Raw genomic sequence first — 22912 nt, 5'->3', positions numbered from 1 at the left:
TAAAGTGGACGCCTGCAACGGGAGTGCGACGTGAACGCCCTGATTGAATCCCAGACCACCGAAGTCGGCGCCGAGGAGCGGATGGTCGACGCGCTGCTGTCGCGTGGAAAGCTCAAGGAGCCCGATCTGGCGCGGGCGCGGCGGGTGCAGGAGGAAACCGGCGGCAGCCTGTTGTCGCTGCTGTCGCGGCTGGGGCTGGTGTCCGAGCGCGATCATGCCGAGACGGCCGCCGACGTATTGGGCCTGTCGCTGGTCAGCGTCAAGGAACTGCCCGAACTGCCGCCCGAGGCGACGCCGTTGTCGGTGCGCTTCCTCAAGCAGTTCCATGTCTGCCCGGTGGGCGAGGACGAGGCCGGCGTGGATCTGCTGGTGGCCGATCCGCAGGACGGTTACCCGGTCGAAGCCGTGCAACTGGCGACCGGCAAGGCGGTGCGCCAGCGGGTGGCGTTGCGTTCGGAGATCGATGATCTGATCGAGCGTTACTTCGGCCAGGGACGCAGCGCGATGGGCGCCATCGTGGAGAACGCCGACGGCGAGACCGCCGGCGACCTGGACGACGTAGAACACCTGCGCGACCTGGCGTCCGAGGCGCCGGTGATCCGCCTGGTCAACCTGATCATCCAGCGTGCGGTGGAACTGCGCGCTTCGGACGTGCACATCGAGCCCTTCGAGAACCGGCTGAAGGTCCGCTATCGCGTGGACGGCGTGCTGGAGGAGGCCGAGAGTCCGCCCGCCAACCTCACCGCCGCCGTGATCAGCCGCATCAAGATCATGGCCAAGCTCAACATCGCCGAACGCCGACTGCCGCAGGACGGCCGCATCATGCTGCGCGTGCAGGGCAAGGAGCTGGATCTGCGCGTCAGCACCGTGCCCACGGCGCATGGCGAGAGCGTGGTCATGCGTTTGCTGGATCGCGAGACCGTGGTGTTCGATTTCAAGCGCCTGGGCTTCACCGACGCGTTCCTGCCGCAGTTCCAGAAGGTGCTGGAGCAGCCGCATGGCATCCTGCTGGTGACCGGGCCGACGGGTTCGGGCAAGACCACCACGCTGTACACCGCGCTGAGCAAACTCAACACCAGCGACGTCAAGATCATCACCGTCGAGGATCCGGTCGAATACCAGATCGAGGGCATCAACCAGATCCAGGCCAAGCCGCAGATCGGGCTGGATTTCTCGCATGCGCTGCGCAGCATCGTCCGCCAGGATCCGGACATCATCATGATCGGCGAAATGCGCGATCTGGAAACCGCGCGCATCGCCATCCAGTCCGCGCTGACCGGCCACCTGGTGCTGTCCACGCTGCACACCAACAACGCCGCCGGCGGCATCACCCGCATGCTCGACATGGGGGTGGAGGATTATCTGCTCACCTCCACGATCAACGGCATCCTCGCCCAGCGCCTGGTGCGCCGGCTGGAGCCGACCCACGCCGAGCCGTACCGCGCCTCGCCCGAGGAGATCGAGAAGTTCGGCCTGCGCCGCTTCCAGCCGGAAGGCGACATCGTCCTGTACCGCCCGCGTCCGTCGGCCGTCGCGCCGACCGGCTACCTGGGCCGGACCACGATCATCGAATTCCTGGTGATGAACGACGAACTGCGGCGTGCGGTGATGCGCCACGCCGGCATGGGCGAGATCGAGGAGATCGCGCGGGCGGGCGGCATGCAGACCATGTACGAGGACGGCATCGCCAAGGCGCTGGCCGGGCAGACCACGATCGAGGAAGTCCTGCGGGTCACCGAGGAAGCCTGAGGGCCGACGACGGGCGGGGTGTCCGCGGCGCCCGGCGATGGAATGGCCGGATGGGGCAGGGGGGCGCCATGCCGCGCGTTCCTGGACGAATCCGGGGCGCCTGACATCCCTAGCTTCGAGCGAACGACGTTTCGCTGCACTGCGGCTTTCCCGCGGGCGGACGGGAGGCAATACTCCGGGGACTGAAAACGTTTTCAGTGGACCGTTCCTGGAGGAGTCGTGGCGCGCACCGTTTTCCGCCGGCTGGCCGGCGCCCTGCTGTTTTCACTGGCCGCGGCGGCCCAGGCGACCGGGTCGTCCCCGGCGCCCGAGGGGAGGAAGACCTATGCCAATCCGATCGACATCGATTACCGCTACAACTTCGAACAGTTGAACCAGGAGATCTCCTATCGCACCGGCGCCGATCCGGTGGTGGTCCGGCATGGCGATGCCTACTACCTGTTCCAGACCCTGGCCGACGGCTACTGGCGTTCGACCGATCTGGTGGATTGGCGTTTCATCGAACCCAGTCGTTGGCCCTTCGACAGCATGGTCGCGCCGGCGGCGATTTCCGATGACGACCGCCTGCTGCTGATGCGCTCGATGTTCAGTCCCGGCGCGGTGCTGGTCAGCCGTGACCCGGAACATGGCGTTTTCGATTTCTTCACCCGCCGGACGCCGGAGCTTCCCAACGCGGTGCGTCCCGGCATGGATCAGTTCATGCAACCCTGGCGCGTCGGTGACCCGCAACCCACCGAGGTTCCGCCTGGACCGTGGGATCCGTCGTTCTTCAAGGACGACGATGGCCGCTGGTACTTGTACTGGGGATCTTCCGATACGTTTCCGCTCTACGGCATCGAGCTCGACATGGATCGCGGCATGCGCTACATCGGCAAGCCACGCGCGCTGATCCTGCTGGATCCGAAGCGGCATGGCTGGGAGCGTTTCGGCCAGGACCATCGCGAGGAGAACAGCCCCACCTACATCGAGGGCGCGTGGATGAACAAGGTCGGCGGCCGCTACTACCTGCAATACGGCGCGCCCGGCACCGAATACAACGCCTACGCGACCGGCGTCTACGTCGGCGACGGTCCGCTGGGGCCGTTCGAGTACGCGCCCTACAACCCGGTGGGCTACAAGCCCGGCGGGTTCGTGCATGGCGCCGGACACGGCTCCACCTTCCAGGATGCGCATGGCAACTGGTGGAACACCGGGACGCCCTGGATTGGCTACAACTGGACCTTCGAGCGGCGGATCGCGATGTTCCCCGCAGCGTTCGGCGCAGAAGGGCAGATGTCCGTGTCCACGCGCTTCGGCGACTTCCCCCACTATGTGCCGGATGCCGCCAACGCCGATCCGGAAAGCCTGTTCACCGGCTGGATGCTGTTGTCCTACCGCAAGCGCGCCAGCGCGTCGTCGGTGCACAAGGATTTCGCCGCGGCCAACGCCACCGACGAGAATCCGCGCACGTTCTGGGTTGCCGCGGACAATGCGGCCGGACAGACGCTGAGCGTGGATCTGGGCGGCGAGCGCAGCGTGCGCGCGGTGCAGGTCAACTTCGCCGACTACCAGTCCGGACTCTATGGCGATTCGGATGACATCTATACCGAGTTCCGCCTGGAGTACTCGCTCGACGGCCGCCACTGGCAGCCACTGGCCGCCACCGACGGACCGCGCCGGGATCGGCCCAACGCCTACCTGCCCCTGGCCGCGCCGGTGCGCGCGCGGCACGTGCGCTACGTGCATGGCCACGTCGGCGCCGCGCACCTGGCGATCAGCGATTTGCGGGTGTTCGGCAATGCAGACGGAAAATCCCCCGCGACCCCGCAACGCGTGCAGGCCAGGCGCGACGCCGATCCGCGCCAGGTGACCGTGCAATGGCATCCGGTGACCGGCGCGGTGGGCTACAACGTGCGCTGGGGAATCTCGCCGGATCGCCTGCATTCCACCTACCAGGTGTTCGCGGATCAGCCGGCACGGCTGGAGGTCCGGGCACTGAACGCGGGCGTTTCCTATCACGTCGCGGTCGAGGCATTCGATGAGAACGGGGTCTCTTCCCTGAGCGAAACGGTTCCGATCCCGTAGCGCGGAAATCCTGCGCGCGTATGCTTAGGGGCTCGGACGCCAAGGAAGCCCCTGCCGATGCCCCTGTACCGCTACAAGGCCCTGAACCCGCGCGGCGAATTGCTGGAAGGCCAGATGGAGGCCAGCAGCGACGCCGAAGTGGCGACGCGCCTGCAGGAGCAGGGGCATCTGCCGGTCGAGGCGCGCCTGGCGGCCGACGTCCGCGGGGGCACCTCGCTGCGCGGACTGCTGCGCCAGCAGCCGCTGGCCGGGGATCGCCTGGTCCAGTTCACCCAACAGCTGGCGACCCTGCTGGGCGCCGGGCAGCCGCTGGATCGGGCATTGTCGATCCTGCTGGACATGCCGGAAGAAGGGCGCGCGCGCGACATCATCGCCGACGTGCGCGACGCGGTCCGCGGCGGCGCGCCGTTGTCGGTGGCGCTCGAACGCCAGCATGGCGTGTTCAGCCGGCTCTACATCAACATGGTCCGCGCCGGCGAAGCCGGTGGCAGCCTGCAGGACACCCTGGCCCGGCTGGCCGACTACCTGGAACGCAGCCGCAACCTGCGCGGTCGCGTGATCAACGCGTTGATCTATCCGGCCATCCTGGTGGTGGTGGTCGGGTTCGCGCTGCTGTTCCTGCTGGGCTACGTGGTGCCCCAGTTCTCGCAGATGTACGAGAGCCTGGACGTCGAGCTGTCCTGGTTCACCCGCGGGGTGATGGCGACGGGTGCGTTCGTGCAGCAGGCCTGGTTCGTGCTGATTGCCGTGCCCGCCGTGCTGCTGCTCTGGTTCGACCGCAAGCGCCGGGATCCGGCGTTCCGTGATCGTTTCGATCGCTGGATCCTCGAACGGAGACTGGTCGGCCCGCTGGTGGCACGGCTGGAGACCGCCCGCCTGGCGCGCACCCTCGGCACCCTGCTGCGCAACGGCGTGCCGCTGCTGGCCGCGCTGGGCATCTCCCGCAACGTGCTGTTCAACCGGGCGCTGTGGGCGGACGTGGACGCCGCCGCCGACCAGGTCAAGAACGGTCACGGGCTGGCCGCCTCGCTGGGCAAGGGCAAGCGGTTCCCGCGCCTGGCGCTGCAGATGATCCAGGTGGGCGAGGAATCCGGCGCGCTGGACAGCATGCTGCTCAAGACCGCCGATACCTTCGAGCAGGAAACCGGGCAGGCCATGGAACGACTGCTGGCGCTGCTGGTCCCAGTCATCACCCTGGTGCTGGCGCTGGTCGTGGGCCTGGTCATATTGGCGGTGCTGTTGCCGTTGTATGGTCTGACCAACGCCATCGGCTGAGCCCGGTTGGCCGAACAACCGGTTCAGGCACCATCCACCAGACTTTTTCCCCTCACTTCATCAACGCATACGACAGGAATACACCGATGCGCCAGCCCTTCCGAACCCGTTCCGGCCCCCGCTTCCGTTCGCCGGCCTCGCAGTCCGGCTTCAGCCTGCTGGAAATCATCATCGTGCTGATCCTGATCGGCGGGATCATGGCGCTGGTCGGCAGCCGCCTGCTGGGCGGCGCCGATCGCGGCAAGGCCAATCTCGCCAAGACCCAGATCCAGACCCTGGCCGGCAAGGTCGAGAACTACCAGCTCGACACCGGCAGCCTGCCGTCGCGGCTGGACGATCTGGTAACGGCGCCGACCAATGCGGCGGGCTGGCTGGGACCCTACGCCAAGCCGGCGGAACTGAAGGACCCGTGGGGCCATGTGATCGAATATCGGGCGCCGGGCGAATCCCAGCCGTTCGATCTGATGAGTTACGGCAAGGACGGCAAACCCGGCGGCGAGAGCTACGACGCCGACATCCGGTTCCAGTAAGCCGGATACGGCGCGATGCGCGGCCTTCGCACTTCCTTCCGAGCGCCGCGCGATGCCCGCGGCGTTTCGCTGTTGGAAATGCTGCTGGTGGTGATGCTGATCGCCATCGCCGGCACGCTGGCGGCGATGGTGCTGACCGGTGGACTGGATGGCATGCGCCTGCGTTCGGAGGCGCGCGAAATCGCCGCGCAGTTGCGCTACACGCGGGCGCAGGCGATGGCGACCGGCAAACCGCAGCGTTTCGTCATCGATCCGGAAAATCGCCGCTGGCAGGCCCCCAACCGGCATCGCGGCACGGTGCCGGCGTCGCTGGGCATCGCCTTTGTCGGCGCGCGCCAGGTCCAGCCCAAGCCGGGCGTGGGCGCGATCATGTTCTTCCATGACGGCGGTTCCAGCGGTGGCCAGATCCGGCTGAGCAGCGGCCAGGCCGTTTGGCGCATCGACGTGGCCTGGCTGACCGGCGAAGTGCAGGTGGTCCGCGGGGGCGGCGGCACATGAGGCGTCCGCACGGTTTCACCCTGCTGGAGGTGATCGTGGCGTTCGCGCTGATGGCGCTCGCGCTGACGCTGCTGCTGGGTTCCCTGTCCGGCGCCACCCGCCAGATCCGCGCGGCCGACGACGCGACCCGCGCCTCGCTGCACACCCAGTCGCTGCTGGCGCAGATCGGCGTGGGCGAGTTCCTGCAGCCGGGCCGCCGCGAGGGCGAGTTCGAGAACGGCCGCTATCGCTGGGAACTGGAGATCGCGCCGTATGACGATCCGATCAAGGCACTGACGCCGATTCGGGATCCTTCGGCGCCGGAACTGCTGCGCCTGCGCCTGATCACCCGCTGGGGCGACGAGCCACGGCAACGGATCGTATGGGACACGCTGCGGCTGGTGCCGCCGGATCCCAATCGCAGCCGGAGCGTGCCGTGAGCCGCCGCGCGCATGGATTCACCCTGCTGGAGATGCTGCTGGCGCTGGTGCTGCTGGCGGCGGGACTCGCGCTGGCCTTCGCCACGGTGCGCGCATCGACCACGATGGTCGAGCGCGGCGAGATTCGCGCGCAGCAGAACGAACGCGCGCGTGCGGTGGAAGGTTTCCTGCGCCAGCGCATCGGCACCGCGTTGCCGGTGGTATTCGCCACCGATCCGGCCACGTTCCGGCAGTCGCGTTTCCTTGGCGAGCCGAGGCGCATCCGCTTCGTCGCGGATCTGCCCAACTATCTCGGTCGGGGCGGACCGCACCTGTACGACCTGACCTTCGACGAACGGGGACGCCTGATGGCGCGGTTCACGGTCGTGCAGGCCGGCCAGGCGGTGGAAACGCCGGACCCCATCGCCCCCGAGCTGATGGCCGACGGCCTGCGCAACGCGCGTTTCCGCTATCGCGGCCTGGACGAGAAGGGGCAGCCCGGCCCGTGGCAGGAAGCCTGGCGCACCGCGGAAATCCTGCCCTTGCAGGTGGCGGTGGAGGTGGAAACCGAGGCCGGCGCGCGCTGGCCGGAACTGATCGTCACCCTGGTGCACAGCGAGGGTGGCGCAGGGGGCGGCGCGCAGCCGCCGGGAGGCCTGTGATGCGCGAACGCGGCGCGGCGCTGTTGCTGGTGCTGTGGCTGACCGCCTTGCTGGCGGCGCTGATCGGCGCGTTCGCGGTGACCGCGCGGATGGAATCGCTGCAGGGCCAGGTTGCGCGGGATGGCACCGTCGCCCGCGAACTGGCCCGCGCCGGCATCGACTACGCATTGGTGCGGATTGCCGATCAGCAGCCGCAGACCCGCTGGATGCCGGATGGACGTGGCTACGACTGGATGTTTTCCGGCAGCCGCCTGCGGATCAATGCGATCGACGAAAGCGGCAAGGTCGATCTGAACCAGGCCGACGTCCGCCTGCTGGAACAACTGCTGCGGGTGCGCGGCGTGCCGGAGGAAACCGCACCGCAGCTGGCCGCCGCGATCCTCGACTGGCGCGATGCCGATTCGCTCGGACAGCCGCGCGGCGGCGCCGAGGATCCGGATTACGCCGCGGCAGGCCTGGAATACGGCGCCAAGGACGCGCCGTTCGAGAGCGTGGCCGAACTGCAGCTGGTCCTGGGCATGACGCCCGAATACTACGAGCGGCTGGCGCCCTACCTGACCCTGTACTCCGGCCGCACCTTGCCGGATGCCAATTACGCGCCGGGTCCGGTGCTGATCGCGATGGGCCTGGACGCCGAACGGATCCTCGCCCAGCGCGCATTGCCTCCCGATCAGGCCGGGGCCCAACTCGTCGGCGGCGGAAGCGGCACGTATAGTATCGAGAGCCACGCGACGCTTCGCGATGGACGGGAAGCGACGTTGCGCGCGGTGATACGGGCCGGCGGCGGTCCCGTGCCGGGGATGGCGTACACCGTTTTGCGCTGGGAAGAGGGAACTGCACCGCCATGAGCACGATCCGCGACAGCATGGACAGCCTGCGCGCGCGCCTGTTGCCGGGAGCCGGCGGGCTGCTCGGATGGTGGGGCAGGGCGCTGGCCAGTTGGCTGCCGCACCGCTGGCGCTCGCTGCTGGGCCTGACCCAGGATCGCCTGCTGCTGAGTCAGCAGGAGGATCAGGGGGTACTGGCGTGGCAGAGCACGGAAGGCGTGCGCGAGCTGGCCCGCCTGCCGTTGCCGCTGGATGTCGGTGATCTCGATGGCTTGCTCGGCAAGCGCATGGCCGGATTGCCGCGCTGGCTGCTGCTGCCGGCCGACGCGGTGTTGCGGCGTCCGCTGGTATTGCCCGCGGCGGCGGCGGACAGACTGCGCGACGTGGTGCGATTCGAGATCGATCGGCAGACGCCTTTCGGCGCGGACGATGTCTGCTACGACGCCAGCCTGCGCCAGCGGCGCGAGGATGGCCAGCTCGAAGTCGATCTGGTCGTCATCCCGAGGGCGCGCTTCGACGCCGCGCTGGCGCCGCTGGGAGGCCTGGCCAGTGAACTGGCCGGCGTGGACGTCGCGGCCCCGCAGGGAACACCGCTGGGCGTGAACCTGCTGGCGCCCGCCGAACGCCGGATACGGCAGGCGCCGATGCGCGGCTGGCACCTGATCCTGGCTTCGCTTGCGCTGGTGGCGGTGGTGTTCGCCGCCTGGACGATACTGGACAACCGGCGCAACGCGGCCGACGAATTCGAGACCGCATTGCGCACCCGCACCGAACAGGCGCGCCGGGTCGCCGCGCAGCGACAGCAACTGGTGGACCTGGTCGAAGGCATGAACGCGCTGGAGCGTACGCGCGCGCAGCGCCCGACCGCGGTCGAGGTACTGGATGAACTCAGTCGCCGGCTGCCGGACGGTACCCATCTGGAAAAGATGTCCATCGAAGGTGATCGGTTGGTCGTGATCGGCCTGAGCCAGGAAGCTTCCTCGCTGGTCGCCAAGCTGCAGGGGTCCCCGCTGTGGCGCTCGCCCGCGCTGAGTGGCGCCCTGCAGCCGGACCAGACCCGCCGTCGTGATCGCTTCACCCTCACCGCGCAACTGGTCGGCACCACGGCCCCTCCCACCCCCGGCACCGGAGATCAGAATGGCAAGCGCGCTGACTGATCGCGAGCGCTGGCTTGCATTGGGCCTGCTGGCCGCCGTGCTGCTGCTCGGTTACCTGGTCCTGGTGCATCCCTGGTGGACCCAGCCGATGCTGGAAGTGAACGAACGCATCCAGGCGCTGCGCGAGCGCGAACTGCGCGTGCGCACGCAGTTGCAGCAGGCGCCCGCGGTGGAGAAGCAATTGGCGGCGGCGCTGGCCCTGCAGGCGCAGCGTCCCGGTTTCCTCGGCGAAGCCAGCACCGAACTGGCCACCGCCGGCCTGGTCCAGCGCCTGGAAGCCGTGGTCAAGGAAGCCAGTCCCGGCAACCGCAGCTGCGGCATCGCCAACCAGTCGCCGTTGCCACAGGCCACCGGCGAGCGCTTCGCGCGGGTGGCGGTGCAGGTACGCCTGCGCTGCGGCACCCCGGAACTGGCCGCGGTGCTGCATGCCCTCGAATCCGGCAGCCCGCGCCTGTTCGTGGACAATCTCAACATCCTCTCCAGCAACTACGCCTACATGGCGCCGGAAGGCGGCACGGGCGGGCTGGACGTCACCTTCGATCTGTACGGCTACCTGAAGCCCGGCGTGGTCGCGCCGACCGCCCCCGCCGCGCCCGCGGCGATGACGATGCCGGAGGGCGGCGATGCGCCTTGATTCGCTCGGTCCGCGCACCTTGTTGCTGGGCACGGTCGCCGGCTGGGCCGTGCTGGTGGCGATCCTGGCCCTGGCCGGCCTGGGCGGCCGCATCACGCCGCTGGCCGACGATCCGGGCAGCGCGCCACGCCTGCCCACCTTGCCCAAGGCGGCGCCGGAGCGCCTGGGACCGTTGGCGCAGTACTCGGAACTGGTCGCGCGTCCACCGTTCTACGAGGCACGGCGGCCGCAGCCGTTCTACCTGACCAACGACGCCGAAGCGCAGGCGCCGAGCTTCGACTATGTCCTGACCAGCGTGCTGATCACGCCCGGCTTCCGGATGGCAATCCTGCAGCCCAGCCAGGGTGGCGAAGGCGTTCGGATCAAGCAGGGCGAAGCGGCCAGCGCCGCGCCGCAATGGATGCTGGTGGATCTGCAGCCGCGTACCGCGGTGTTCGAAGGCCCGGAAGGGCGGCGCACACTGGAACTGCGGGTGTTCGACGGCACGGGCGGCCAGCCGCCCAGCGTATCGGGGACACCGCCGCCGATCGCCGCGCCGGTTCCCGTGCCGCCACAGACCGGTGGCAACGCGCCGCCAAAACCCGCTCCGGGCAATGCGCCGGCCACGGGCCAGGTGGTGCCGGTCCAACCGGCGCAGGAACCGGCCGAGCAGCCGGCGATGACCACCGAGCAACAGATGGAAGCGATCCGCAAACGCATCGAGGCGCGCCGCGCGCAGATGCGCCAGCAACAGGGCCAGGCGGTTCCGCCGCCCGCGCCACCACCCAATCCGAATCAGTAGAGTGCCGGCATGAAGTCACGCCTATTCCTGTTCTCCGTTTGCCTGGGCCTGCTGGCGGGTTGCGCCACCGCGCCCACGCCGGACGTCCGGCGCGCCGGAGAGACCCCGGCCACCCCGGGTACCGCCCAGACCTCGCCACTGGCTGAAACCGAGGAACCCGAAAGCGGTCCCCGCCCGGTCATCCGCCGCGGCAGCGGCCAGATGATCAACCGCGGCGCGGCGGCGGCGCCGATGCCGTCGCTGGGCGGCGCCAGTTCGGGTTCGGCCAGTTTCAACTTCGAAGGCGAATCCGTGCACGCGGTGGTCAAGGCCATCCTTGGCGACATGCTCGGCCAGAACTACGTGATCGCGCCCGGCGTGCAGGGCACGGTCACCCTGGGCACGCCCAAGCCGGTGTCGCCAGCGCAGGCGATGACCCTGCTGGAACAGGTGCTGGCGCAGAACAACGCGCGCATGGTCTACAGCGACGGCCGCTACAACATCATGCCGGCCGAGCAGGCGATGGTCGGCACGGTCGCCCCGCGCACCGGCGGCGCCGCCAACGCGCGCGGCTACGAGGTGCGGGTGGTGCCGCTGCGCTTCATCGGCGCCACCGAGATGAAGAAGGTGCTGGAGCCCTATGCGCGCCCCAACGCCATCGTCAACATCGACACCACCCGCAACCTGATCACCCTGGCCGGTACGCGTACGGAGCTGGAGAACTACCTGCGCACGGTCGAGGTGTTCGATGTCGACTGGCTCTCGGGCATGTCGGTGGGCGTGTTCCCGCTGGAAACCGGGCAGGCCACCAAGGTGGTCGCGGATCTGGAAAAGGTGTTCGGCGAAACCAGCAAGACCCCGAGCGCCGGCATGTTCCGCTTCATGCCCCTGGAAGGCGCCAACGCCGTGCTGGTGATCACCCCGCAGCCAGCCTACCTGGATCAGATCCAGCAGTGGCTGGAACGCATCGACAGCGCGGGCGAGGGCGCGCGGCTGTATTCGTACGAACTGAAGTACATCAAGGCCAAGGACCTGGCGCAGCGGCTGGCGGAGGTGTTCGGTTCCGGCAGCGGAAACCGCGGCGATACCACCGGCGGCAACGGCAATGCCTCGCTGATGCCGGGAACGGATCCGGTCCAGATCAACGATGGTGGCCTGGACGACCGCAATAGCAGCGTTGATTTCGGCGGTACCGGAGGGACGGGTGGCAGTACCGGCGGCACCCTGGGCGGAGGCAACCTGAGTCTGGGGCCGCGGTCCGATGGCAACGCCAGCCTGACCCTGCAAATCGACGGTGACCGCGTAGGTGTCGCGGCGGTGGAGGAAACCAATACGTTGCTGGTGCGTTCCAGTGCGAGCGCATGGAAATCGATCAGGGAAGTCGTCGAACGACTCGACGTCATGCCCATGCAGGTCCACATCGAAGCGCAGGTTGCCGAAGTCAAGTTGACAGGCAAGCTGAGCTACGGCGTTTCCTGGTTCTTCGAGAACGCAGTGACCCAGGAGACCGACCCGGCTCTTCCCAGTGCCCTGGGACGTCGCATCTGGGGTTCCATCAGTGGCAGCATTCGTCCGGATACCGGTATCGGCTGGACGTTCCTCGGTAACAACGCGGCCGCCATCATCAGCGCGCTTGATCAGGCCACGGATGTGCAATTGCTCCAGACGCCATCCCTGTTGATCCGCAATAACGCGGAAGCCACCCTGAATGTCGGTACCCGGATTCCGATCGATTCCGTCACGATCGATAACGGCCAGAACACGAATACCTATTCGCAGGTGCAGTACCTGGATACCGGTACGCTGCTGAAGGTTCGTCCGCGCATTGCGCGGGACGGCATGGTGTTCCTCGACATCGTCCAGGAACTGAGCGTGCCCGGCTCCCGCCCGGCCACCTGCGGTGGTACCACCGGCCGCTCATGCAACGTCGACATCGACACGCGCAGGATGAAGACCGAAGCCGCAGTCCGTAGCGGGGATACCATCATGCTGGCCGGCCTGATCAGCGACAGCCTCGACAAGGGCTCTTCGGGCATACCGGGCCTGAGCAAGATTCCGGTGCTTGGCGCCTTGTTTGGCTCGCAGCGTCAGAACCGCAACCGTCAGGAAGTCATCATTCTGTTGACCCCGACCATCATCCGCGATCCGCAGGAAGCGAGAGATCTGACCGACGAGTACGGCCAGCGCTTCCGGGCGATGAAGCCGTTGAACCAGCCCGACAATAAGTGAGCGCAGCCGCAGCCGCCCTGCCCATCATCCTGCTGCCGATAGGCGCGGACGACGACGCGCTGGACGCCTGCCTGGGTTCGCTGGACGCGGGCACGCCCGACGGCACGCGGATCTGGCTCGCCGACGACGGCCAAGCCGGTCCGCGCGGACTGGCCATCGTCGAGCGCTGGCTGCAGCGCACCCGTTTGCAGGCGGACTACACGCGGCGCCCGCGCCCGGTCGGCGAGGTCGCGCATCTGGACGAAATGCTGCGGGCCTGTGGTGATGCGGACGTGGTGGTCCTCGCGCCGGATGCGCAGCCACTGCCGGGTTGGCTGCAGCAGCTGGCCGCCTGCCTGGCGCGCGATGCTTCCATCGCCACCGCCACGCCCTGGTGCAATGCGGGCGAGGCCGCCGCGTGGCCGCGTCTCGGTGAGATCTCGGCCCCACCCGCTGATTTCGAGCGTACCGCGCATGCCTGCGCGGCGATGCCTCCGATGCATCCGGAACTTCCCGCTGGCGTCGCCCACGCCGTCGCCATCCGCGGCAGCGCCCGCAAGCGGGCCGGGGGACTGGATGCCAGCAGTTACGCGTCCTGGTACGCCGCGCTCATCGATCTCTCATTGCGTCTTTCCGGCCTCGGCTGGCGCAACGCGCTGTGCGAAACCGCCTTCGTGGCGCGGGGGAGTGAAGGCTTGCCCGCCGACGGTGACATGGACACGATCAACGCGCGCTGGCCGGCCTGGCATGCGCGGCTCGCGAATTTCCTGATGGAAGACCCTGTGCGCACGCTGCGCGAGCAACTGACATCGCTTTACCTGGAGGCCGGCGCGCCGGAGCCGCAACGTGAACTCTTCGATTGATTCGCGCGCCATCGCCGCGATCGTCGTCACCCACGAAAGCGCCAGCACCATCGACGACTGCCTGCAGCGCCTTCGCGATGCGGTGGACGTGGCGGAAATCCGGGTGGTGGACAATGCATCCAGCGACGACACCGTGAGCGTGGTCCAGCGCCACGCGCTGGCGGATCCGCGCGTACGCTTCGTCGCCAACCCGGACAATCCGGGCTTCTCGGTCGGCTGCAACCAGGGCGCGGACGATTCGGCATCACCCTGGCTGGCGTTCGTGAATCCGGATCTGCAGGTGTTGCCGGATACCCTGGCCCGATTGCGCGATCTGGCGGCCGCCACCGGTGGGGAAGCGTTGCTGGGTGCGGATCTGGTGGACGAAGCCGGGATTCGAGACACCGCCGCGCGTCGCCGCGATCCGGATTTCGCCGCGATGTTGACCGCGCCGGGCGCCGCCTCGCGATTGGGCGTGGAGGTGGACGATGCGCAGGCGCTGCAACCGCTGGAAGCACTCTCCGGCGCGCTGATGGTGATGCCGCGTTCGCTGTTCCGCCGGCTTGGCGGGTTCGACGAGGGCTATCGGTTGCACGCGGAGGATCTCGATCTGTGCCGGCGTGCGCGTATGGCCGGCGCATTGGTGGCCGTGGCCAACCGCGTGCGCGTGGTGCATATCCGCGGCGTCTCCAGTCGCGCGCGGCCGTTCTTCGTGGAATGGCACAAGCATCGGGGCCTGTGGCGGTATTTCGGCAAGTTCGAGGCCAGCCAGCGTGGCGTGGGAGTGCGCATCGGAGTATTCGGTGCGATCTGGGCGCATTTCGCGACGGTGGCGCTGCGGTTGCTGTTCCGTCGTCGCTGACCCCGCCGGGGCCTGTCGTCGCGGCGGCGGACACGGCGCATGCGCCTGGAACGCGTGGAGTATGCTGGCGGCGCTCCCGCACGGCCCGGCCCGATGATCATCACCTCGCTGCTCGATACCGATCTCTACAAGTTCACGATGATGCAGGCGGTCCTGCATCACTATCCGGCCGCGCAGGTGCAGTACCGCTTCAAATGCCGCACGCCGGGCGTCCCGCTGGCGGACCATCTCGATGAGATTTCCGCGGAAATCGATGCGTTGTGCACGCTGCGCTTCCGGACCGATGAACTCGATTATCTGCGCGGGCTGCGTTTCATCAAGTCGGATTTCGCCGATTTCCTCGGCCTGTTCCACCTGGATCGCAAATACATCCGATTGCGGGCCTCACCGACGATTCCCGGGGAAATTGAACTCGACATCGTCGGTCCCTGGCTTCACACCATCCTGTTCGAGGTGCCGCTGCTGGCGATCATCAACGAGGTCTGGTTCCGCCATGCGGGCGTTGCCGACGTCGCGGAAGGCGAACGCCGGCTGGATGCCAAGATCGCGCGTCTGCGCGAAGGCGGCGAGGATTGCGTCATTGCCGACTACGGCACCCGGCGCCGTTACTCGCTGGATTGGCATGCGCGCGTGCTGCCGATTCTCAAGGCTGGGCTGGGGGCGCAATTCGTCGGCACCAGCAATGTGTACTTCGCGCGCGAATACGGCATGACCCCGCTGGGCACGATGGCGCACGAATGGCTGCAGGCATTCCAGGCACTGGGTCCGCGTCTGCGCGATTCGCAGGCGGTGGCTTTCGATATCTGGGCCAAGGAATATCGCGGCGATCTGGGGATCGCGTTGTCGGACGTGGTGGGCCTGAGGGCGTTCCTGCGCGATTTCGATCTGTACTTCTGCAAGCTGTTCGACGGCATGCGCCACGATTCGGGCGAGCCGCTCCAGTGGGGCGAGGAAATCCTCGCGCACCTGGAAAGGATGCGCATAGATCCGCGCACCAAGACGCTGGTGTTCAGCGATGGCCTGGACGTCGAGAAAGTGCTGCGGCTTTACGAGCGCTTCCGTGGCCGCTGCCGGCTGGCGTTCGGCATCGGTACCAACCTGACCAACGATCTGGGGCCGACACCCTTGCAGATTGTCATCAAGATGATCCGCTGCAACGGCCAGCCGGTCGCCAAGCTGAGCGATTCGCCCGGCAAGAGCATGTGCGAGGACGAAGGCTACGTGCGTTATCTGCGGCAGGTGTTTGAACTGCCGGACGTGGAGGAAACGACATGATTCATCCCATCCTGAAAATGGGTGACCCGCGGCTGTTGAAGATTGCCAACCCGGTGGAACGGTTCGATACCCCGGAACTGCACGCACTGATCGCCGACATGTTCCAGACCATGGCCGCGGCTGGCGGCGTCGGCCTGGCGGCGCCGCAGATCGGCGTGGACCTGCAACTGGTCATCTTCGGCTTTGACAACAGCGATCGCTATCCGGATGCGCCGCCGGTGCCGCGCACCATCCTGCTCAATCCGGTGATCGAGCCGCTGTCCGACGAGATGGAGGATGGCTGGGAAGGTTGCCTGTCGGTGCCGGGCCTGCGCGGCGTGGTGCCGCGCCATCGCGCGATCCGCTATCGCGGTTTTGATCCACAGGGCCAGCCCATCGATCGCGAGGCCGAAGGCTTCCACGCGCGGGTGGTGCAGCACGAGTGCGACCACCTGATTGGCCGGCTGTATCCCTCGCGCATCCGCGACTTCAGCCAGTTCGGCTATACCGAGATCCTGTTCCCCGGTTTGCAAGGCGACGACTGAAGCAAGGGGGCTGGGATATCCGCCAAAGGCTCGCGCCGGGACGGCGCTCCTACACCGCGAAGGTAAAACCCAGGGTAGGAGCGGCCTCCGGCCGCGAGCTCTTCCGCCGGTTTCCGCAAAACAACATCGTCACCCTACGCCAACGCGTAGCGCAGGATGAACAACCCGGCCACCAGCCACACTGCCGGATGCACTTCGCGCCAGCGGCCGGTGCCGAGCTTGAGCGCGGCGTAGGCAATGAAGCCGAACGCCAGGCCGTTGGCGATGGAGTAGGTGAACGGCATCGCCAGCGCGCACAGCGCGGCCGGCACCGATTCGGTCAGATCGCTCCAGTCCACGTCGACCAGTTCGCGCAGCATCAGGCCGGCCACGTAGAGCAGGGCGGGTGCCGTCGCATAGCCCGGCACCATCGCCGCCAGCGGCGAGAACAGCAGGGCGACCAGGAAGAGCAGCGCCACCACCAGCGCGGTCAGGCCGGTGCGTCCGCCGACCTGCACGCCGGATGCGCTTTCGGCGTAGGCGGTGGTGCTGCTGGTGCCCAGCAGCGAACCGGCGATGATGGCGCCGCTGTCGGCGAGCAGTGCGCGGCCAAAGCGCTTCTGCCCATCCGGCAGTTTCAGCAAGCCGGCGCGTCCGGCCACGCCGTAGAGCGTGCCGGTCGCGTCGAACACTTCCACCAGCACGAACACCAGCACCACCTGCAACAGCACAGCGATCGGCGTGCCGTCGTCGCGATGCAGCAGGCCGGGCAGATCCAGTTGCAGCCAGGTCGGCGCCAGGCTGGGCGGTGCCGCGACGATGCCCTGGTAATCGACATGGCCGAACAGTCCGGCGAACGCCGTCACCACCAGGATGCCGATCAGGATCGCGCCGCGCACGCCACGTGCTTCCAGCACCGCGATCAGCAGGAAGCCGCCCAGCGCCAGGAGGGGTTCGTGCGAATGCAGCGTTCCCAATGCGACCAGCGTGTCCGGATTGCCAATGATGACCTGCGATTTCTGCAGCGCGATGATCGCCAGGAACAGGCCGATGCCGGCGACGATCGCCGCGCGCAGCGACGGCGGGATGCCGGCGACCAGCCAGGCGCGTACGCCGGTGAGGCTGAGCAGCAGGAACACCAGGCCGGAGATGAACACCGCCGCCAGCGCCTGCTCCCAGGGCAATCCGGCCGTACCGACCACCGTGAAGGCGAAGAACGCGTTCAGGCCCATGCCCGGCGCCATGCCGACCGGGAAGTTCGCGGCGAACGCCATGATCAGCGATCCGAGCGCGGCCGCCAGGCAGGTGGCGACGAACACCGCGCCCGCATCCATGCCGGTGGTCGAGAGAATCTCCGGATTGACGAAGACGATGTAGGACATCGTCAGGAAGGTGGTGGCGCCGGCCAGCAGTTCGGTGCGGACGGTGGTGCCGTGCTCGCTCAGGCGGAACAGGCGATCAATGGACATGGGGCTACCTCTTCATCCGGGGGCAGGGTACCGCAGGGCGTGCCGCGACGGATGCCCGGCGAGCCGGGATGAAAAAAGAATGGGCCGGATTCGGGGGAATCCGGCCCTTCGGGATTTATTGCCGGTGGACGATGGATCCCCGCTTTCGCGGGGATGGCGGTTCGGCAAAGCCATGGCCGTTGCCGGCCACGGGCCGAATCGTCACTTCAGTGCCTTGAAGCGCAGGCGATGCGGCTGCGCGCCTTCGGCGCCGAGGCGGCGCTTCTTGTCTTCCTCGTACTCGCGGTAGTTGCCCTGGAAGAACTCCACGTGCGAGTCGCCCTCGAAAGCGAGGATATGGGTGGCGATGCGATCCAGGAACCAGCGATCGTGCGAGATCACGAAGGTGTTGCCGGGGAATTCCAGCAACGCGTCTTCCAGCGCGCGCAGGGTTTCGATGTCCAGGTCGTTGGACGGTTCGTCGAGCAGCAGCACGTTGCCGCCCTGCAGCAGGGTCTTGGCCATGTGCAGGCGGCCGCGCTCACCACCGGACAGCGAACCGACCAGCTTCTGCTGGTCCTGGCCCTTGAAGTTGAAGCGGCCGATGTAGGCGCGCGACTGGATTTCCACGCCGTTGATGTTGAGGATGTCCAGGCCGCCGGAGACTTCCTGGAACACGTTGTGGTTGCCTTCCAGCTTGTCGCGGCTCTGGTCGACGTAGGCCAGCTTGACGGTCGGGCCGATGTTGATGGTGCCGGAGTCGGGCTTCTCCTGTCCGGTGATCATCTTGAACAGGGTCGACTTGCCGGCGCCGTTCGGGCCGATGATGCCGACGATGGCGCCGGCCGGGACCAGGAAGCTCAGGTCGTCGATCAGCAGGCGGTCGCCGAACTTCTTGGAGACGTTCTTGAACTCGATGACGCTGTTGCCCAGGCGTTCGCCCGGCGGGATGAAGATTTCGTTGGTCTCGTTGCGCTTCTGGTAGTCGACCGACTGCAGTTCATCCAGGCGGGCCAGGCGCGCCTTGCCCTTGGAGCGGCCGCCCTTGGCGTTCTGGCGCGACCATTCCAGTTCCTTGGCGATCGCCTTCTGGCGCGCCTTTTCCTGATTCTCTTCCTGCTTCAGGCGCTCTTCCTTTTGCACCAGCCAGTCGGTGTAGTTGCCCTTCCACGGAATGCCGCGGCCACGATCGAGTTCCAGGATCCACTCGGCCGCGTTGTCGAGGAAGTAGCGATCATGGGTGACCGCCACCACGGTGCCGGTGTAGCGGGCCAGGAACTGTTCCAGCCATTCCACCGACTCGGCGTCCAGGTGGTTGGTCGGCTCGTCGAGCAGCAGCATGTCCGGCTTCTGCAGCAACAGACGGCACAGCGCGACGCGGCGCTTTTCGCCGCCGGACAGCTTGCCGACGATGGCGTCCCACGGCGGCAGGCGCAGCGCGTCGGCGGCCACTTCCAGCTGCTGTTCCAGCATGTGCGCGTCACCGGCGGCGAGAATCGCTTCCAGGCGCTGCTGCTCGGCGGCCAGCTTGTCGAAGTCGGCGCCTTCCTCGGCGTAGGCGGCATACACCGCGTCCAGCGCGGCCTGCGCCTGCAGCACTTCGCCGACGCCTTCCTCGACCGCTTCGCGCACGGTCTTGTTCGGATCCAGTTCCGGTTCCTGCGCCAGGTAGCCGACCTTGATGCCCGGTTGCGGACGCGCTTCGCCCTGGAAGTCGGTGTCCACGCCGGCCATGATCTTCAGCACGGTGGACTTGCCGGCGCCGTTGAGGCCCAGCAGGCCGATCTTGGCGCCTGGGAAGAACGACAGCGAGATGTCCTTGATGATCTGGCGCTTGGGAGGAACGATCTTGCTTACACCGTTCATGGTGTAGATGTATTGCGACATGGGGCTCTCCGGAACCGGGACGCGCCGAGCCCGGCCGGATGGCCTGGGACAGGGCGGGAAGACGGGGATTATCCCGCAGGGTGGGGGCGCGTTGCCAGCGCGGAAGGGGCCGGCCGGGCTTTCCCCGCCGGCCGTTCAGGCCGGGAACGGCCGGAGCCGGCGGCGCGGAAACGGCCGGGGCCGGCTCAGATCCAGATGATCAGGGCCACCACCAGCGCCACGCCCAGGTACTTGAGCGTGTAGTACAGGCCCTTGCTGCGCTCGCGCAGGGCCTTGCTCTTCAGGCGCAGGGCGTAGAAGTACTTGAAGGCCCGGTTGAAGCCGCCGGTCTTGTCGCCTTCCTGGTTGGGCGAGGCGCCCGCGGCAATCAGGTTGCGGGCGACGAAGCGGTTCAACGCCGCCGCCCAGCGGTACTTCATCGGCCGCTCGATGTCGCAAAACAGGATGATCCGGTTGCCGGCGCTGTCGTTGCGGGCGCTGTGGATGTAGGTCTCGTCGAACATGGTCCATTCGCCGTCGCGCCAGCTGTAGCGCTGGCCATCCACGTCGATGAAGCAGGCATCGTCGTTGGGGGTTTCCAGGCCCAGATGCAGGCGCAGCGAGCCGGCGTAGGGGTCGCGATGCGGCCGCAGCTCGCTGCCCGGCGGCAGCTCGGTGAACATGGCGGCCTTCACCCCCGGCAGCTCGCGCAGCAGGGCGGTGGTGGCCGGGCACAGCTCGGCGGCGGATGGATGGGCGTCGTCGTACCACTTCAGGTAGAAGCGCTTCCAGCCGCGCCGGAAGAACGAGTTGAAGCCGACGTCGGTATAGCCGTCGGCGGCCTTGATCTGCTGCATTTCACGCAGGTGCCGGGCCTCGGCGCGGATTTCCTGCCAGCGGGCGCGCAGCGGCGCCAACTCGGGAAAATGCTTGTCCGGGTCCAGGAACGGGGTGGTCGGCACCCGCGAGCAGGCGTACATCAGCACGTTGATGGGTGCCATGAAGGTTGAGTGGTCCAGCAGCTGCCGGCCCAGGCGATGGCGCACGCGTCCGCGGAAGTGCACGTAGACGGCGCAAGCGACGAACAGGAAGACGAGAACCCATTTCACGGTCGGGGGCATCCAGTGGGGAGGGGACCGGCTGGCGGAGGGGCTGGCGGGTCGGGCGGCGGGGTCGCGGTCGGGCGAATCCGCCCATTGTCGGGCAGAACGGGCCTGGTGGCACCTGTCCGAGTTGGCCGCCATACGCCCGTGGGCTAATATTTCAAGTCTTATCCCGACCGCCTGAACGCCGGTCCGCCGGTTCGGCCTGGTCTCATCTTTCCTTCAGCTTCCCCTTGCGAGGCCCCGCGAATGTTCCCCAGCACCACCCGTATTGCCGGATTCGATGACGAACTCGCCCAGGCCATCGCCGCCGAGGCCCGTCGCCAGGAGGACCACGTCGAGCTGATCGCCAGCGAGAACTACGCCAGCCCGCGGGTGATGGAAGCCCAGGGCAGCGTGCTGACCAACAAGTACGCCGAAGGCTATCCGGGCAAGCGCTACTACGGCGGCTGCGAGTACGTCGACATCGCCGAACAGCTGGCGATCGACCGGGTCAAGCAGTTGTTCGGCGCCGACTACGCCAACGTGCAGCCGCATTCCGGCTCGCAGGCCAACCAGGCGGTCTATTTCGCGCTGCTGCAGCCGGGCGACACCATCCTGGGCATGTCGCTGGCGCATGGCGGCCACCTGACCCACGGCGCCAAGGTCAATGCCTCGGGCAAGCTGTTCAACGCCGTGCAGTACGGCGTCAACGACCAGGGCCTGATCGACTACGACGAAGTCGAGAAGCTGGCGCTGGAGCACAAGCCGAAGATGGTGGTGGCCGGTTTCTCCGCCTATTCGCAGGTGATCGACTGGGCGCGCTTCCGCGCCATCGCCGACAAGATCGGCGCCTACCTGTTCGTGGACATGGCGCACGTGGCCGGCCTGGTCGCCGCCGGCGTGTATCCGAACCCGCTGCCGCACGCCCACGTGGTCACCTCGACCACCCACAAGACCCTGCGCGGTCCGCGCGGCGGCATCATCCTGGCCAAGGGTGCCGGCGAGGACATCGAGAAGAAGCTGCAGAGCATCGTGTTCCCGGGTATCCAGGGCGGTCCGCTGATGCACGTCATCGCCGCCAAGGCGGTGGCGTTCAAGGAAGCGCTGGAGCCGGAATTCACCACCTACCAGCAGCAGGTGGTGAAGAACGCGCAGGCGATGGCCGCGACCATCATCCAGCGCGGCTACAAGATCGTCTCCGGCGGCACCCAGAACCACCTGATGCTGGTCGACATGATCGGCAAGGGCATCACCGGCAAGGCCGCCGAGGAAGCGCTGGGCAAGGCGCACATCACCGTCAACAAGAACGCGGTGCCCAATGACCCGCAGAAACCCTTCGTCACCTCGGGCCTGCGCATCGGCACCCCGGCGGTGACCACCCGCGGTTACAAGGAAGCCGACTGCGTGGCCCTGGCCAACTGGATCTGCGACGTGCTGGACGCGCCCGGCGACGACAAGGTCATCGCCGGCGTGCGCGAGAACGTCACCCTGCAGTGCCGTCAGTTCCCGGTCTACGGCTGATCGGCTGACCATCGCCGCCATCGCCACGATGGCGGCGATGCTGGTCCGGCGGCGCCGTGGCGGCACGGCTTTTTCCGCCATCCCGTCGGGCTCGCCGCCCGCGGGCCCGGGCGGATCGTGACCGGGAGCGGCAGCGGCAGTACACTCAGGCGTTCGGGTGGAGTTCCCGCCCATTGCCGCCGCTCCCCGCGGCGGAAAGCCCCAGAGCCGATGCACTGCCCCTTCTGCCAGCACACCGACACCCGCGTCATCGATTCGCGCGTCTCCGAAGACGGCGCGACGATTCGCCGTCGGCGCGAATGCGAGGCCTGCGGCGAGCGCTTCAGCACGCTGGAGAACATCGAAATCAAACTGCCCGCGGTCATCAAGAGCGATGGCCGCCGGGATGCGTTCGACGCGCGCAAGCTGCGCGCCGGCTTCGATCGCGCGCTGCAGAAGCGCCCGGTCTCGGAAGAACAGATCGAGGCGGCGGTGCGCGCGGTGGTGCACAGCATCCGCATGAGCGGCGAGCGTGAGATTCCCTCGCGGCGGATCGGCGAGTTCGTGATGAACGAACTGCGCAAGCTGGACCACGTGGGTTATGTCCGCTTCGCCTCGGTCTACCGCAGCTTCGAGGACGTGGCCGACTTCCGCGAGGAAATCGAGAAGCTCGAGCGCGATCTGCCGGCCGGTGCCGGCCAGCTTTCGCTGCTGGGCGGTGAAGTCGTGCCCTTCGACAAGAACCTCGACAAGCACAAGAAGCGCTGAG

The 22912-nt window shown here is 67.5% G+C and carries 21 protein-coding genes; 18 read left to right on the top strand and 3 right to left on the bottom strand.

Annotation, left to right across the window (positions count from 1 at the left end):
- Nucleotides 1-81 precede the first annotated feature (81 nt).
- The 16 genes from gspE to def all read left to right on the top strand — a co-directional run bounded on the left by gspE (nucleotide 82) and on the right by def (nucleotide 16265).
- The gene (gene gspE, locus ACTJI2_RS11490; protein ID WP_203323480.1) at nucleotides 82-1749 is read left to right on the top strand and encodes a type II secretion system ATPase GspE; all 1668 of its coding nucleotides are present in this window, start codon (nucleotides 82-84) and stop codon (nucleotides 1747-1749) included.
- A 219-nt stretch (nucleotides 1750-1968) separates the two neighbouring features.
- A complete protein-coding gene (locus tag ACTJI2_RS11485; protein ID WP_440842141.1) occupies nucleotides 1969-3813 on the top strand; it encodes a family 43 glycosylhydrolase in 1845 nt (614 codons plus the stop codon).
- Nucleotides 3814-3870: 57 nt separating this feature from the next.
- Nucleotides 3871-5088, top strand: coding sequence for a type II secretion system protein XpsF (xpsF, locus tag ACTJI2_RS11480; protein ID WP_203323469.1), 1218 nt, complete (start codon nucleotides 3871-3873; stop codon nucleotides 5086-5088).
- Between the two features lie 86 nt (nucleotides 5089-5174).
- Entirely contained in the window at nucleotides 5175-5618 is a 444-nt protein-coding gene (gene gspG, locus ACTJI2_RS11475; RefSeq protein ID WP_183639087.1) for a type II secretion system major pseudopilin GspG, read from the top strand.
- Between the two features lie 15 nt (nucleotides 5619-5633).
- The gene (gene xpsH / locus ACTJI2_RS11470; protein WP_225562311.1) at nucleotides 5634-6116 is read left to right on the top strand and encodes a type II secretion system protein XpsH; all 483 of its coding nucleotides are present in this window, start codon (nucleotides 5634-5636) and stop codon (nucleotides 6114-6116) included.
- On the top strand, nucleotides 6113-6535 hold the full coding sequence (gene xpsI / locus ACTJI2_RS11465; protein ID WP_183639086.1) for a type II secretion system protein XpsI: 423 nt from the start codon (nucleotides 6113-6115) through the stop codon (nucleotides 6533-6535). The genes xpsH and xpsI overlap by 4 nt, the downstream gene beginning before the upstream one ends.
- Nucleotides 6532-7176 (top strand): prepilin-type N-terminal cleavage/methylation domain-containing protein, encoded by a 645-nt coding sequence (locus tag ACTJI2_RS11460; protein WP_440842140.1) that lies wholly within the window; start codon nucleotides 6532-6534, stop codon nucleotides 7174-7176. The genes xpsI and ACTJI2_RS11460 overlap by 4 nt, the downstream gene beginning before the upstream one ends.
- Nucleotides 7176-8024 (top strand): general secretion pathway protein GspK, encoded by an 849-nt coding sequence (locus tag ACTJI2_RS11455; protein ID WP_440842139.1) that lies wholly within the window; start codon nucleotides 7176-7178, stop codon nucleotides 8022-8024. Before ACTJI2_RS11460 ends, ACTJI2_RS11455 begins: the two co-directional genes overlap by 1 nt.
- Nucleotides 8021-9160 (top strand): PilN domain-containing protein, encoded by a 1140-nt coding sequence (locus ACTJI2_RS11450; protein WP_440842138.1) that lies wholly within the window; start codon nucleotides 8021-8023, stop codon nucleotides 9158-9160. Before ACTJI2_RS11455 ends, ACTJI2_RS11450 begins: the two co-directional genes overlap by 4 nt.
- Complete coding sequence (gene gspM / locus ACTJI2_RS11445) at nucleotides 9141-9794, top strand: type II secretion system protein GspM (protein ID WP_440842136.1); 654 nt, start codon at nucleotides 9141-9143, stop codon at nucleotides 9792-9794. Before ACTJI2_RS11450 ends, gspM begins: the two co-directional genes overlap by 20 nt.
- On the top strand, nucleotides 9784-10575 hold the full coding sequence (locus tag ACTJI2_RS11440) for a type II secretion system protein XpsN (protein ID WP_440842135.1): 792 nt from the start codon (nucleotides 9784-9786) through the stop codon (nucleotides 10573-10575). The genes gspM and ACTJI2_RS11440 overlap by 11 nt, the downstream gene beginning before the upstream one ends.
- A gap of 9 nt (nucleotides 10576-10584) precedes the next feature.
- Nucleotides 10585-12783, top strand: coding sequence for a type II secretion system secretin GspD (gspD, locus tag ACTJI2_RS11435; RefSeq protein WP_183639079.1), 2199 nt, complete (start codon nucleotides 10585-10587; stop codon nucleotides 12781-12783).
- The gene (locus tag ACTJI2_RS11430) at nucleotides 12780-13625 is read left to right on the top strand and encodes a glycosyltransferase family 2 protein (protein ID WP_440842133.1); all 846 of its coding nucleotides are present in this window, start codon (nucleotides 12780-12782) and stop codon (nucleotides 13623-13625) included. Before gspD ends, ACTJI2_RS11430 begins: the two co-directional genes overlap by 4 nt.
- On the top strand, nucleotides 13621-14466 hold the full coding sequence (locus ACTJI2_RS11425) for a glycosyltransferase family 2 protein (RefSeq protein WP_440842156.1): 846 nt from the start codon (nucleotides 13621-13623) through the stop codon (nucleotides 14464-14466). The genes ACTJI2_RS11430 and ACTJI2_RS11425 overlap by 5 nt, the downstream gene beginning before the upstream one ends.
- A 93-nt stretch (nucleotides 14467-14559) precedes the next feature.
- Complete coding sequence (gene pncB, locus ACTJI2_RS11420; protein WP_440842155.1) at nucleotides 14560-15741, top strand: nicotinate phosphoribosyltransferase; 1182 nt, start codon at nucleotides 14560-14562, stop codon at nucleotides 15739-15741.
- Nucleotides 15738-16265, top strand: coding sequence for a peptide deformylase (gene def, locus ACTJI2_RS11415; protein ID WP_440842132.1), 528 nt, complete (start codon nucleotides 15738-15740; stop codon nucleotides 16263-16265). The genes pncB and def overlap by 4 nt, the downstream gene beginning before the upstream one ends.
- 134 nt (nucleotides 16266-16399) lie before the next feature.
- Here def and ACTJI2_RS11410 read toward each other — a convergent pair whose 3' ends face one another.
- The 3 genes from ACTJI2_RS11410 to lpxO form a co-directional block, all read right to left on the bottom strand.
- Entirely contained in the window at nucleotides 16400-17713 is a 1314-nt protein-coding gene (locus ACTJI2_RS11410; protein ID WP_440842131.1) for an NCS2 family permease, read from the bottom strand.
- 201 nt (nucleotides 17714-17914) lie between these two features.
- Nucleotides 17915-19579, bottom strand: coding sequence for an energy-dependent translational throttle protein EttA (gene ettA / locus ACTJI2_RS11405; RefSeq protein ID WP_183639071.1), 1665 nt, complete (start codon nucleotides 19577-19579; stop codon nucleotides 17915-17917).
- Between the two features lie 185 nt (nucleotides 19580-19764).
- Nucleotides 19765-20679, bottom strand: a complete 915-nt coding sequence (gene lpxO / locus ACTJI2_RS11400; RefSeq protein WP_183639069.1) for a lipid A hydroxylase LpxO — start codon at nucleotides 20677-20679, stop codon at nucleotides 19765-19767.
- A gap of 231 nt (nucleotides 20680-20910) precedes the next feature.
- Here lpxO and glyA point away from each other — a divergent pair, with 231 nt between their 5' ends.
- Together glyA and nrdR are read left to right on the top strand one after the other, a co-directional pair.
- Nucleotides 20911-22164, top strand: a complete 1254-nt coding sequence (gene glyA / locus ACTJI2_RS11395) for a serine hydroxymethyltransferase (protein ID WP_183639067.1) — start codon at nucleotides 20911-20913, stop codon at nucleotides 22162-22164.
- Nucleotides 22165-22374: 210 nt separating this feature from the next.
- Nucleotides 22375-22911, top strand: coding sequence for a transcriptional regulator NrdR (gene nrdR, locus ACTJI2_RS11390; protein WP_183639066.1), 537 nt, complete (start codon nucleotides 22375-22377; stop codon nucleotides 22909-22911).
- Nucleotide 22912: the final 1 nt, after the last annotated feature.

This window comes from Pseudoxanthomonas sp. 22568, assembly GCF_052044485.1.
GTDB classification, from domain to species: domain Bacteria; phylum Pseudomonadota; class Gammaproteobacteria; order Xanthomonadales; family Xanthomonadaceae; genus Pseudoxanthomonas_A; species Pseudoxanthomonas_A beigongshangi.
This window is presented reverse-complemented; position numbering and strand designations above follow the sequence as displayed.